At 38.3% G+C, this 13,941-nt stretch carries 11 protein-coding genes and 2 rRNA genes; 12 read left to right on the top strand and 1 reads right to left on the bottom strand.

Features of this window, described 5'->3' with window-relative positions; genetic code table 11:
- Positions 1 to 140: 140 nt before the first annotated feature.
- The 5 genes from BN1226_RS01425 to BN1226_RS01440 all read left to right on the top strand — a co-directional run bounded on the left by BN1226_RS01425 (position 141) and on the right by BN1226_RS01440 (position 4,934).
- Positions 141 to 3,040 (top strand): 23S ribosomal RNA (locus BN1226_RS01425).
- Positions 3,041 to 3,158: 118 nt separating this feature from the next.
- Positions 3,159 to 3,274 (top strand): 5S ribosomal RNA (gene rrf, locus BN1226_RS01430).
- A gap of 383 nt (positions 3,275 to 3,657) precedes the next feature.
- Entirely contained in the window at positions 3,658 to 3,807 is a 150-nt protein-coding gene (locus tag BN1226_RS10750) for a hypothetical protein (RefSeq protein WP_156149880.1), read from the top strand.
- A gap of 12 nt (positions 3,808 to 3,819) precedes the next feature.
- Positions 3,820 to 4,260: a hypothetical protein gene (locus BN1226_RS01435; RefSeq protein WP_156149881.1), complete on the top strand. Its 441-nt coding sequence runs from the start codon at positions 3,820 to 3,822 to the stop codon at positions 4,258 to 4,260.
- Positions 4,257 to 4,934, top strand: coding sequence for a hypothetical protein (locus tag BN1226_RS01440; RefSeq protein WP_044469674.1), 678 nt, complete (start codon positions 4,257 to 4,259; stop codon positions 4,932 to 4,934). The genes BN1226_RS01435 and BN1226_RS01440 overlap by 4 nt, the downstream gene beginning before the upstream one ends.
- Positions 4,935 to 5,238: 304 nt before the next feature.
- Here the strand turns inward: BN1226_RS01440 and BN1226_RS01445 are convergent, their stop codons facing one another.
- Positions 5,239 to 6,570, bottom strand: coding sequence for an NAD(P)/FAD-dependent oxidoreductase (locus BN1226_RS01445; protein ID WP_005761270.1), 1,332 nt, complete (start codon positions 6,568 to 6,570; stop codon positions 5,239 to 5,241).
- Positions 6,571 to 6,754: 184 nt separating this feature from the next.
- Here BN1226_RS01445 and nudC point away from each other — a divergent pair, with 184 nt between their 5' ends.
- The 7 genes from nudC (at position 6,755) to BN1226_RS01480 (ending at position 13,928) form a co-directional block, all read left to right on the top strand.
- A complete protein-coding gene (nudC, locus tag BN1226_RS01450; RefSeq protein ID WP_044469675.1) occupies positions 6,755 to 7,549 on the top strand; it encodes an NAD(+) diphosphatase in 795 nt (264 codons plus the stop codon).
- A 68-nt stretch (positions 7,550 to 7,617) separates the two neighbouring features.
- Positions 7,618 to 8,682, top strand: a complete 1,065-nt coding sequence (gene hemE, locus BN1226_RS01455) for a uroporphyrinogen decarboxylase (protein ID WP_044469676.1) — start codon at positions 7,618 to 7,620, stop codon at positions 8,680 to 8,682.
- Between the two features lie 17 nt (positions 8,683 to 8,699).
- Entirely contained in the window at positions 8,700 to 9,287 is a 588-nt protein-coding gene (locus BN1226_RS01460) for a YjaG family protein (protein ID WP_044469677.1), read from the top strand.
- Positions 9,288 to 9,458: 171 nt separating this feature from the next.
- Positions 9,459 to 9,734, top strand: a complete 276-nt coding sequence (locus BN1226_RS01465) for an HU family DNA-binding protein (RefSeq protein ID WP_044469678.1) — start codon at positions 9,459 to 9,461, stop codon at positions 9,732 to 9,734.
- Positions 9,735 to 9,866: 132 nt separating this feature from the next.
- Entirely contained in the window at positions 9,867 to 10,646 is a 780-nt protein-coding gene (locus BN1226_RS01470; RefSeq protein WP_044469679.1) for a DeoR/GlpR family DNA-binding transcription regulator, read from the top strand.
- A gap of 40 nt (positions 10,647 to 10,686) precedes the next feature.
- Positions 10,687 to 12,522, top strand: a complete 1,836-nt coding sequence (glmS, locus tag BN1226_RS01475) for a glutamine--fructose-6-phosphate transaminase (isomerizing) (RefSeq protein ID WP_044469680.1) — start codon at positions 10,687 to 10,689, stop codon at positions 12,520 to 12,522.
- A gap of 200 nt (positions 12,523 to 12,722) precedes the next feature.
- A complete protein-coding gene (locus BN1226_RS01480; protein WP_044469681.1) occupies positions 12,723 to 13,928 on the top strand; it encodes an MFS transporter in 1,206 nt (401 codons plus the stop codon).
- Positions 13,929 to 13,941 lie beyond the last annotated feature (13 nt).

Here is a 13,941-nt window from a genome sequence, read left to right on the forward strand (position 1 = left end):
CAAATCGAAAGAGCGTACTACTATGAAAAAGTCTGAGTAAAAAAACGCGATTAACTGAGAAAAGGCAGTTAATTGTTGAGTTGTTTAACGAAGCGTACAACAAAAGGAAAGCTTTGCAAAAAGAATACTTGAGGTTGTATGGTTAAGTGACGAAGCGCACAAGGTGGATGCCTTGGCAATCAGAGGCGAAGAAGGACGTGCAAATCTGCGAAAAGCTTGGATGAGTTGATAAGAAGCGAATAATCCAAGATATCCGAATGGGGAAACCCAGTAGATGAAGAATCTACTATTTATTACTGAATCCATAGGTAATAAAGGCAAACCGGGAGAACTGAAACATCTAAGTACCCCGAGGAAAAGAAATCAACCGAGATTCTGTGAGTAGCGGCGAGCGAAAGCGGAGGAGCCAGTTAGTAATAGTTATTATGTTAGGAGAATGTGCTGGGAAGCAGAATCGTAGAGGGTGATAATCCCGTATCCGAAGGCAGAATAATGGTACTAAGCTAACGAGAAGTAGGGCGGGACACGAGAAATCCTGTTTGAAGAAGGGGGGACCATCCTCCAAGGCTAAATACTCCTGATTGACCGATAGTGAACCAGTACTGTGAAGGAAAGGCGAAAAGAACCCCGGTGAGGGGAGTGAAATAGAACCTGAAACCTTGTGCGTACAAGCAGTGGGAGCGGAATAATTCTGTGACTGCGTACCTTTTGTATAATGGGTCAGCGACTTATATTATGTAGCGAGGTTAACTGAATAAGGGAGCCGAAGGGAAACCGAGTCTTAACTGGGCGAAGAGTTGCATGATATAGACCCGAAACCCGGTGATCTAGCCATGGGCAGGTTGAAGGTTGGGTAACACTAACTGGAGGACCGAACCGACTAATGTTGAAAAATTAGCGGATGACCTGTGGCTGGGGGTGAAAGGCCAATCAAACCGGGAGATAGCTGGTTCTCCCCGAAATCTATTTAGGTAGAGCCTTGAGCGGACACCTTCGGGGGTAGAGCACTGTTTCGGCTAGGGGTCCATCCCGGATTACCAACCCGATGCAAACTACGAATACCGAAGAGTGATACTCAGGAGACACACGGCGGGTGCTAACGTTCGTCGTGGAGAGGGAAACAACCCAGACCGCCAGCTAAGGTCCCAAAGTTTATGTTAAGTGGGAAACGAAGTGGGAAGGCTTAGACAGCTAGGATGTTGGCTTAGAAGCAGCCATCATTTAAAGAAAGCGTAATAGCTCACTAGTCGAGTCGGCCTGCGCGGAAGATGTAACGGGGCTCAAACATAGCACCGAAGCTGCGGCATCAGTCGTAAGACTGTTGGGTAGGGGAGCGTTGTGTAAGCGGAAGAAGGTGAGTTGAGAGGCTTGCTGGACGTATCACAAGTGCGAATGCTGACATAAGTAACGATAAAACGAGTGAAAAACTCGTTCGCCGGAAGACCAAGGGTTCCTGTCCAACGTTAATCGGGGCAGGGTGAGTCGGCCCCTAAGGCGAGGCTGAAGAGCGTAGTCGATGGGAAACGGGTTAATATTCCCGTACTTGGTGTAATTGCGATGTGGGGACGGAGAAGGTTAGGTTATCAGGGTGTTGGAAATCCCTGTTTAAGTTAGTAGGTGGGTGAATTAGGCAAATCCGGTTCACTATAAACACTGAGAGATGATGACGAGGCACCACGGTGCTGAAGTAACTGATACCACGCTTCCAGGAAAAGCCACTAAGCTGTAGGTTACACTAAACCGTACTATAAACCGACACAGGTGGTCAGGTAGAGAATACTCAGGCGCTTGAGAGAACTCGGGTGAAGGAACTAGGCAAAATAGCACCGTAACTTCGGGAGAAGGTGCGCCGGCGTAGATTGTAATCCCTCGCGGATGAAGGTTGAACCGGTCGAAGATACCAGCTGGCTGCAACTGTTTATTAAAAACACAGCACTCTGCAAACACGAAAGTGGACGTATAGGGTGTGATGCCTGCCCGGTGCTGGAAGGTTAATTGATGGAGTTATCGCAAGAGAAGCTCCTGATCGAAGCCCCAGTAAACGGCGGCCGTAACTATAACGGTCCTAAGGTAGCGAAATTCCTTGTCGGGTAAGTTCCGACCTGCACGAATGGCATAATGATGGCCAGGCTGTCTCCACCCGAGACTCAGTGAAATTGAAATCGCCGTGAAGATGCGGTGTACCCGCGGCTAGACGGAAAGACCCCGTGAACCTTTACTATAGCTTGACACTGAACATTGAATTTTGATGTGTAGGATAGGTGGGAGACTTAGAAGCGGTCACGCCAGTGATTGTGGAGTCGACCTTGAAATACCACCCTTTAACGTTTGATGTTCTAACGAAGTATTCGGAACGAGTACTCGGACAGTGTCTGGTGGGTAGTTTGACTGGGGCGGTCTCCTCCCAAAGAGTAACGGAGGAGCACGAAGGTTTGCTAATCACGGTCGGACATCGTGAGGTTAGTGCAATGGTATAAGCAAGCTTAACTGCGAGACAGACAAGTCGAGCAGGTGCGAAAGCAGGTCATAGTGATCCGGTGGTTCTGAATGGAAGGGCCATCGCTCAACGGATAAAAGGTACTCCGGGGATAACAGGCTGATACCGCCCAAGAGTTCATATCGACGGCGGTGTTTGGCACCTCGATGTCGGCTCATCACATCCTGGGGCTGAAGTAGGTCCCAAGGGTATGGCTGTTCGCCATTTAAAGTGGTACGCGAGCTGGGTTTAAAACGTCGTGAGACAGTTTGGTCCCTATCTGCCGTGGGCGTTGGAGAATTGAAAGGGGCTGCTCCTAGTACGAGAGGACCGGAGTGGACGCATCACTGGTGTTCCAGTTGTCTCGCCAGAGGCATTGCTGGGTAGCTAAATGCGGGAGAGATAAGTGCTGAAAGCATCTAAGCACGAAACTTGCCTTAAGATGAGTTCTCCCTAGTATAAACTAGTAAGGGTTGTTGAAGACGACGACGTAGATAGGTCTGATGTGTAAGTGGTGTGAGCCATTGAGCTAACAGATACTAATTGCCCGAGAGGCTTAGCCATACAACGCTCAAGTGTTTTTTTTATGAAGTGGAAGGCTTGTTTTTTATTTAGATGAAGGATGATTAGTGTAGACGAAGTGTAGACTAATAAGGAATAGAGATAAGAATAGAAGGATAATCTTGGCGGCGAAAGTGCGGTGGTCCCACCTGACCCCATGCCGAACTCAGAAGTGAAACGCCGAAACGCCGATGGTAGTGTGGGGGATCCCCATGTGAGAGTAGGTCACCGCCAGGTCATAATTAGGCAAATAGCCGAAGGAAACCGTTAATCGAGGGATTAACGGTTTTTTTATTTTTGGGAGATGCTAAAAGTGCGGTTAGAAATTTAAAAATTTTTGATTTGTAACTTATGCAGGTTTAGTAAAAGCATATCTGTTATTTCCCCTTATCTTTCATTAAAAAACTCTATGTAAGTATGTATAAAATAGACAAAATATAACCAAACCCCATTTTAATTCTATTTCTATTTTTATTTTCTCTTTGATATTACCAATACCAGTCCATAGAAAAATCATATTTAAATGTAACACTTTTTTGTGATTATCAAGTTTTGAATATTGCTCAATTGTTTTTTTTGTACAATTCGGATGTTTTTTATATTCATATTGGAGTGTTTAAATGGCGAAAAAGCGTTTCCCTTGGGAAGCTAAAATAGGCCGTAGAGCAGGGATGAAAACACAGGTAGGAAGAGTGTTTTATATAATCAAAGGCGTTTTCATATTCGTTATTGTTTATGAAATATTACATAAATTAGGGGTTTTACAATAAAAAAGGACATTTATGATGGAAATCGCGATTCTTGTTGTATTAGCGTTTGTAACAATTTGGCTTGTTTATTTGGTGGGGAATATTTTATTAGAGAAAACCTATTCCATTGTTTTTCCTATTTTAGCTTTCTTTTTGCAACCTTTTGTTCTTATTGGCGTTTTAAAGCTCTATATCTATATATTAGATAATCAATTTGGTTTTACGGCATCATATATTAAGGACATTTTACAAACAGCGTTTTGGTGGTTTATTGGGTTATCTGTGTTCTTTATTTGGGTTGGTTTTAGTCACAAGCACGAAACTAAAAGCGGTAAACGCGATAAACGATATAAAGATAATCCTCAAACTGCTCCTAATCTGTCGTTATATTTAATCGGATTATTTATCTATGTTGGTGTCGCTTTATTTGTGGTCAATTATTATTTTAAAGGTTGGATTCAAGGTTTACTATGAGTATAAATTTTCTTACAGCGGTTAAACAATTTCATAAAGATAAGCAGGAGCCGAATAGCAGATACCTTTCTTGGGAATATTGTTATACCGCATTTTATCAGGCAAGAAAAACAAAAAATCCTGACTACGATTATTTGAGTTTGCAGCTTTATCAATATCTTGCAAGCTGGGGAATGTTGCGTGGTTCATCTTTTTTATTATGGAAAGATTATAAAATTCATATTCCAGTTATTAAAGAAATGTTGAAGCCTGAATATGACTGTTTGCAAGGGGCAAGTTGCCAAAATTTTCTAAATGAAAAAATACTGGTAGCTTGGAAAAAATTAGATGACTGGCTGATAGCGTATTACAGCAAAGTGCGTGATAGCGTACGGGATAGTGTAAAACAAGATATTTCAACCGTATTACGCAGCAAAATTTTACTCGGTACATTAGGTTGTACGCCTGCTTATGACCGCTTCTTTAAAGAAAAAGTGAGAGCTTATGGCATTAGCAGCATATATGGCAAAAATTCCTTTAAACAATTAGCTGAATTTTATGAAAAACATCATTCAGAATTTGAAGTGTGCCGCCAAACTTTAAAAGTTGATAATAGTGACTTGATTTATCCGCAAATGAAATTGTTGGATATGGGATTTTGGCAACTTGGTTTTAACGAGCAAAATATAGAATAATACTAATGCAGCTTTCTCTGATGAGTGTTGCTATTTAAATATAAAAAGGCTATCGTCAGAGACAAATGGCATGGGGTATTGCTGTTTTTGGGCTGATGAACACAAATAAAGGCTGAAGTGAAAGCGAAAAGCAATAAAAATAAGCAAGTAAAATAGGCAAAGTGCGGTATATTTTTAGAGAATTTTAACCAAATGAAATACTGGAAAACGCTAATATCCCTCTCGGTATGATTAATAAAAATTTTAGAATATGATACCGCACTTTCGTCAATTAAAAAGAGAGCATAAGCTCTCTTTTATCGTTTTAGTGTAGTTTTAACGATGGGCGGATAAAACGATTTAAACGACCAATAAGAATAATAAGACCCGTTTTAAAGCAACCATGTAGTTTTTGTTGATGTAAGCGATAGAGAGATATATAGGCTAATCTAGCAAGGCGCCCCTCAATTGTTAAAGAGCTTTTTTTGCCCGTAGTAATATTGCCTAGTGCTGTGAATTTTGATAAGGATACTAGTGACCCCTTATCAAAGTATTGAAAATCTTTAAGTGGTTTATTATTGAATATAGCTACAATATTTTGTCCACAGATAGTTGCCATTTGGTTGGCAGCTTGTCCTCTAGGTGGAACAGGTTTTCCATCCTTTTGTAGTAGATATGCACAGTCACCAATGGCAAAAATGCTTTCATCTACTGTAGTTTGTAGAGAGTTTTTTACACATATTTGATTAATACGATTAATTTCTAATCCATCAAATTGTTGGGTAATTTTTGAAACACGAATTCCAGCAGCCCATACCATAAGATCTGCTGAAATTTCTTTTCCCTCTTTTGTTAATAAGGTATTTTTAGTTGCTTCAGTGATCATTGTCGATGTTTGTACTTTTACCCCAAGGTTTTCTAGTTCTTGTTGTACTGATGAAGATATGCGTTCTGGTAAAGCCGGCAGAATTCGGTCTCCAGCTTCAATTAAAGTGACTTGTAAGTGACCACTTTTTATTTTTCCATATCCATAAGATGATAAATGTTGTGCTGCATTGAAGAGCTCGGCAGAGAGCTCAACGCCTGTGGCTCCACCACCAACAATTGCAATATTTACTTTGCCATCTTGAACAAGTTTTTGTTTACTTTCATCTTCACCGATTTCTTCTAATGCATTGTTCTCTGCGAATTTTAAGAACAGCTCTAGCATCTTATGTTGGAATCGTATTGCTTGATCAGGGCTATCAAGAAAAATACAATGTTCAGCTACACCTTTGGTGTTGAAATCATTAGATTGACTGCCAATTGCAAGGACTAAATAGTCATAAGGAATGCGGCGAGCAACGACTAATATATCACCTTCTTGACCTGTTATAGGTGCTAATTCAACATATTTATTAGTGCGATCAATACGGGTAATAGAGCCTTGTTCAAAATTAAAGTGATGATTATGTGCATGAGCACGATAACTTACTGCATCGGTTTCAGAATCTAATACGCCAGTAGCTACTTCGTGTAATAAGGGTTTCCAAAGGTGAGTTTGATTACGATCGACCAGAGTCACATTAGCTCTCTGCTTTTTACCTAGCTTATTGCCTAAATAAGTTGCTAATTCTAATCCGCCAGCGCCTCCACCAACGATTAAAATATTTTTCATAAATGCTCCTAAAATCAAAATATTAAATTTACAAAACTTTAACAATTATAATAAAAATTTAAAATTTTATCTATAAAGGCGATGGCTATAAGGAATAAAGCAGTTAAGAAAATGAGCAAGTTCGTTTATAATATTTAAATTATATATATGATTTTTCTCTATTCACAATATATGAGGCCCTCATATGAAAACGATTCAGCCTTCAGATAATGGTTTTTGGATGTTAACTCAAGATTCTGCCGTCTACTTCCCGAATGACCAGCTTCTGTATGGAAATGCTAAGGATTTAGGTTTCACTGGATTAAAAGGTATGAGAATTGGCGATTGGGAACAACGCCCTTTATATTTATTAGAAGAGCAGAATGATGAATATAGATATACTAATTTGCGTGACTTATTAGTTTTACCTGAAGTTAAATTCAACTTACTTAGTCGTGGTGTTGAACTTAATCATTTTATGAAAACACACCAGTTTTGCGGTAAATGTGGTTACCATAATCATATGGCAGAAGATGAATGGGCAATGCAATGTTCAAATGAGCACTGTAATTACCGCACTTATCCTGTGATTTGTCCTTCTATTATTGTGGCAGTACGACGTGGCGACGAAATTTTGTTGGCTAATCATAAACGTCACTCGTCACCTATAGATAAAAAGGATCGTATGTACACTACTTTAGCTGGTTTCGTAGAAGTCGGCGAAAGTTTTGAACAAACTGTACAACGTGAAGTATTTGAGGAAACAGGCATTAAGATTAAAAATATTCGCTATTTTGGTAGCCAACCTTGGGCATTTCCTAATTCACAAATGGTTGGTTTTTTAGCGGATTATGAGAGTGGTGATATAAAACTACAAGAAGCGGAAATTGTTGATGCAAAATGGTTCAAGTTTAATGAACAATTACCCAATTTGCCACCAGAAGGAACAATTGCATTAAAATTGATTAAAGCAACTTTAGATCTGTGTGCAAAAGAATAAGTGTTTATTATTTCTACTTTACTTAAATATACATTCTAAAAATATCTAGAATAACTTAGGAAATATCAATGACAATATTAAAGAACGATCGTTATTTGAAAGCATTATTACGTGAACCTGTAGATATGACTCCAGTATGGATGATGCGTCAAGCAGGTCGTTATTTGCCAGAATATAAAGCTACAAGAGCTGAAGCAGGTGATTTTATGTCATTATGCCGTAATGCAGATTTAGCCTGTGAAGTCACACTTCAGCCTTTACGTCGTTATGATTTAGATGCTGCGATCTTATTCTCTGATATTTTAACTATTCCAGATGCAATGGGATTAGGTTTAAGCTTTGGTCCAGGTGAAGGACCTAAATTTACATATTCTGTAGAAACTAAAAGTGCGGTAGAAAATTTACCAATTCCGGATCCTGAACAAGAATTACAATATGTGATGAATGCTGTGAGAACTATTCGCCGTGAACTTAAAGGTGAAGTACCTTTGATTGGTTTTTCAGGTAGCCCTTGGACGCTTTCAACTTATATGGTTGAAGGGGGAAGTAGTAAAGCATTTACTAAAATAAAAAAAATGATGTATAGAGAACCGCAGTTATTACATCAGTTATTAGATAAAGTGGCTGATTCTGTCATTTTATATTTGAATGCTCAAATTAAAGCAGGAGCTCAAGCAGTAATGATTTTTGACACTTGGGGAGGCACTTTAGCACATCGTGAATATTTAGATTTTTCATTGCAATATATGCATAAAATTGTTGATGGATTAATTCGTGAAAATGATGGGCGAAAAGTACCCGTCACCTTATTTACCAAAGGTGGCGGGTTATGGTTAGAAGCTATGGCTAATACAGGTTGTGATGCAGTTGGTTTAGATTGGACTGTCGATCTTGCTCAAGCTAAACGATTAATTGGGCATAAAGTTGCATTACAAGGTAATATGGATCCATCTGTACTTTATGCTTCAGCAGAATATATTCAACAAGAAGTGAAATCTATTTTAGCTGACTTTGGTCATGGAACAGGGCATGTATTTAATTTAGGGCATGGTATTCATCAAGATGTGCCAGTTGAGAACCCGAGAGTATTTGTTGATGCGATTCACAATTTTTCAAAACCTTATCATAAATAATATTAAAGGAATAATTTATGCGTAATCCCATTCATAAACGTTTAGAACATTTTGAAACTTGGCAACACTTAACTTTTATGGTTTGTCTATGTGAACGTATGTATCCAAATTATCAGTTATTCTGCCAAGTTACAGAACAACCTGATAACGCTAAGATTTATCAAAATATCTTAAATTTAATATGGGAAAGTTTAACGATTAAAGGCGCAAAAATTAATTTTGAGAATCAGCTTGAAAAATTTGAGAATATTATTCCTGACGTTAATAATTATAATTTTTTTGGTGTGGTTCCTGCGATAGATGCCTGTGAAGCACTTTCTGAGCTATTACATGCAATTATCGCTGGTTCTACGTTAGAACAGTCTATTAAAATTAGTAGACTTTCTTTACAAACGGTTGCAACCTTATTAGAAACACAATTAGATTGTAATTTAAATGAAAAAGACTTAAAAGAAAGCGAAGAAATACAACAAGAGCTAGATGTTCAATGGGAATTGTATAGAGCTTTGAATAGTACCGAAGAACGTGACGTAGATCTCATTTTACAACTTAAAAGTGAGCTTAGAGCGTCTGGAATCTCAAATATTGGCATTGAATGTTCATAAAAGTGTAAATTTTTCACAAATTTTGCAGATAATACTTTGCTTTATGTTCAACTTAGATTAAGCTTTATCGTACTGTTTTAAACAGTTATCTAAAATATCGGTAAAACAATATTTAGCTTTATCCGAAGACATAACAAAGTGTAATAAAACAAACAAAGAAGGTACTAATTTATGAACAAAACGGATTTAATTGATGCGATTGCTGGTGCAGCAGATTTAAACAAAAAACAAGCTAAAGCAGCATTAGAAGCAACTTTAGATGCAATCACAAAAAGCTTAAAAGCGGGTGATCCAGTGCAATTAATCGGCTTTGGTACATTCAAAGTGAGCGCACGTAAAGCTCGTACTGGCCGTAATCCACAAACTGGTGCTGAAATTAAAATTGCTGCATCAAAAGTTCCAGCATTTGTATCTGGTAAAGCCTTAAAAGATGCTGTAAACAGTTAATTAAACCTTTCTAATTTTAAAACCCTGCTATTTTAGCAGGGTTTTTTATTTTTAGGATTAAATAAAACCTATTTACATTCCTTATAACATTTCATAAAATTACGAATCGAAACTTATAATGATTATTATGTTATGAAACGAAAACCTCAACAACGTAATACACAACAACGTCGCTATTCCATTATGCAGTTATTACAGCAGCATGGTGAAGTGAGTGTAGAACAATTAGTAAAACTATTTGATACATCTGAAGTGACTATTCGTAAAGATTTAGCTGCATTAGAATCAAATGGTTTTTTATTGCGTCGATATGGTGGGGCAATTTTAATGCCTCAGGATTTAATAGATGACTCTCAAGAAGAGGCGTTGTCAAAGCAAAAATTGCAGATTGCTAAAGTAGCCTCTGAAAGAATTCGAGAGCATAACCGTATTATTGTAGATAGTGGCCGTACAACAACCGCACTTATTAAGCAGCTAAATGGTAAGCCTGGATTAGTGGTCATGACTAACTCACTTTCAGTAGCAACAGAATTACGGGTATTAGAACAAGAACCAACCTTATTGATGACGGGAGGAATTTGGGATCCTATTTCAGAATCTTTTCAAGGAAAAATTGCTGAACAGGTTTTACGTTCTTATGATTTTGATCAGCTGTTTATTGGTGCAGATGGTATTGATTTAGAACGAGGAACAACAACTTTTAATGAATTAGTTGGGCTAAGTAGAGTGATGTCTGAAGTTTCTCGTGAAGTCATTGTGATGGTGGAGTCTCATAAGATTGGCAGAAAAATGCCTAATATAGAGCTGACTTGGGAACAGATTGATGTTTTAGTTACTGATGATTTGTTACCAAAGGATATTAAAAACATGATTGAAGCACATAATGTAGAAGTTATTTGCGTAAGTGCTTGATCATAGATTGTATAAATAACATAAATAAAGGAAAAATATTATGTGTGGTATTGTAGGTGCGGTAGCACAACGCGATGTGGCTGAGATTTTAATAGATGGGTTACATCGTCTAGAATATCGCGGTTACGATTCAGCAGGTGTTGCGGTAATTAGTCCCGTTGATAAACAAATGCATATTTTGCGTAGAGTGGGAAAAGTAAAGGCCTTAGATGATGCTTTAGTTTCTGAACCATTATTAGGAGGTACTGGTATTGCTCATACTCGTTGGGCAACGCATGGTGAACCTTCAGAAAAGAATGCTCATCCTCACCGTTCAGGTAAAATTGCGGTGGTACATAATGGCATTATTGAAAATTATGCTGAATTAAAAGTAATTCTACAAGAACGAGGATTTGTTTTTCAATCGCAAACTGATACTGAGGTAATAGCCCATTTAGTTGCTTGGGAATTACGTACAGCCTCTTCATTATTGGAAGCTGTACAGAAAACAGTAGTGCAATTACGTGGTGCTTATGGCACCGTGGTGATGAATGAAGAAGAACCTGAACATTTAATTGTTGCGCGTTCTGGTAGCCCATTGGTGATTGGTTATGGTATGGGAGAAAACTTCTTAGCCTCAGATCCTTTAGCATTATTAAGTGTGACACGCCGATTCTCATACTTAGAAGAAGGCGATGTTGCTGAAATTTCACGTCGTGAAGTTCACATTTATAATCGTATGGGCGAGCTAGTTGAACGTGAAATTAAAGAGGGGCATTTTGAAGCAGATGCTGCAGATAAAGGTCAATATCGTCATTATATGCAGAAAGAAATTTTTGAACAGCCAGTTGCTATTATGAATACCCTAGATGGTCGCATTGTTAATGGCAAAGTTAATCTAGCTGCATTAGGTGAAAACGCACAAGATGTTCTAAAAAATGTTCAACATATTCAAATTGTTGCTTGTGGAACCTCTTATAATGCAGGTGTAGTAGCTCGTTATTGGTTTGAGTCTATTGCAGGAATCGCTTGTGATGTAGAAATTGCTTCTGAGTTCCGTTACCGTAAATTTGTTGCCCGACCAAATAGTTTATTAGTGACTATTTCTCAATCTGGAGAAACTGCGGATACATTAGCTGCATTACGTTTAGCTAAAGAATCTGGTTTTATGTCAGCAATGACAATTTGTAATGTAATTACTTCGTCTCTTGTAAGAGAATCCGATTTTGCTTTTATGACGAGAGCTGGCGTTGAAGTTGGTGTGGCTTCTACTAAAGCCTTTACTACCCAACTAACATGTTTATTGTTATTAACTGTAGCAATGGGACGTATCAAAGGGACAGTTAGTGAAGCGGTGGAATCGCAAATTGTTCATTCATTACAGCGTTTACCTGCTCAAATTGAAAGCGCATTAGTAATGGATAAAACGATTGAAAGTTTATCTGAAGATTTTGCAGATAAAAACCATGCGTTATTTTTAGGTCGTGGAGAATTCTATCCTATTGCTATGGAATCTGCATTAAAACTAAAAGAGATCTCATATATTCATGCAGAGGCGTATGCTGCAGGAGAATTAAAACACGGTCCTCTCGCTCTAATTGATGGAGATATGCCTGTTATTGTGGTGGCACCAGAAAATGATTTATTAGAAAAAGTAAAATCTAATATTGAAGAAGTACGTGCACGAGGTGGTCAATTATATGTATTTGCTGACCAAGATGCGGGTTTTGCAGATACAGATGGGTTTAAAACATTAATTTTTCCTAAAGTTGATGAAGTAACTGCACCAATTTTTTATGCTGTACCATTACAGTTGTTAGCGTATTATGTTGCCTTAATTAAAGGTACTGATGTTGACCAACCACGTAATTTAGCAAAATCGGTTACCGTAGAATAATTTTCTAAAAATTTTTTATAATTACACCGCACTTTGAATTAATCTCATTTAAAGTGCGGTTATTTTTTTGATAAATTTCCTGAATAGCTTGCTAAAGAAAAATAGATAGCCTAAACTAGCCCACGATTTCCCTATGGGGAAATAATCTACATCTCCTTTCACTTTTAAAGGTTGCCTGTGAGCAACAAAAGGACTTTTCAATGAAAAATAAAGTAAACAGTTACGGCTGGAAAGCGTTAATTGGTTCTGCGGTCGGCTATGCAATGGATGGCTTCGATCTTCTTATTCTTGGTTTTATGCTATCGGCTATTTCAGCTGATCTCGCTCTTTCACCTGCACAGGCAGGTTCATTAGTCACTTGGACATTAATTGGTGCGGTTGCGGGTGGTATTATTTTTGGCGCATTAAGTGATAAATATGGGCGTGTACGAGTTTTAACTTGGACCATTGTGCTTTTTGCAGTCTTTACTGGCTTATGCGCTTTTGCACAAGGATATTGGGATTTGCTGATTTATCGAACTATTGCAGGAATTGGGCTTGGTGGTGAGTTTGGTATAGGTATGGCACTTGCGGCAGAAGCTTGGCCAGCCCATCACCGAGCTAAAGCCTCTTCTTACGTGGCATTAGGGTGGCAAGTCGGCGTGTTAGCCGCAGCATTATTAACCCCCTTATTATTACCTATTATTGGCTGGCGAGGTATGTTCTTAGTGGGAATTTTCCCTGCATTAGTGGCTTGGTATTTACGTGCTAAATTACATGAGCCAGAATTATTTGTAAAAAAACAAGAATCAACAATCCCCACTAAATCCCCATTTAAATTATTAGTGAAAGATGTACAAACCACGAAAGTTAGTATTGGTGTTGTAGTGTTAACCTCAGTACAGAATTTTGGTTACTATGGGATTATGATTTGGTTACCTAATTTTTTATCAAAACAATTAGGTTTCAGTTTAACAAAATCTGGTATTTGGACCGCAGTTACAGTGTGTGGAATGATGTTTGGAATTTGGGTATTCGGCCGTTTAGCTGATCGGATTGGTCGTAAACCAAGCTTCTTGTTATTCCAACTAGGCGCTGTTATCAGTATTTTTGCCTATTCACAATTAACCGATCCAACTGCCATGTTATTTGCTGGTGCGGCATTAGGTATGTTTGTGAATGGTATGATGGGTGGTTATGGTGCATTAATGTCGGAAGCTTATCCAACGGAAGCTCGAGCAACAGCTCAAAATCTATTGTTTAATTTAGGTAGAGCTGTAGGTGGTTTTGGTCCTGTGGTGGTTGGTGCGATCGTTTCGCTGTATTCCTTTAAAATTGCGATTGCCTTATTAGCCCTAATTTACATTATAGATATGTTAGCGACAATATTTTTAATCCCTGAATTAAAAGGCAAGGAACTTGAATAGTTAGAGCTTTTTA

It is taken from the genome of Mannheimia massilioguelmaensis (assembly GCF_000940515.1).
Lineage (GTDB): Bacteria > Pseudomonadota > Gammaproteobacteria > Enterobacterales > Pasteurellaceae > Basfia > Basfia bettyae.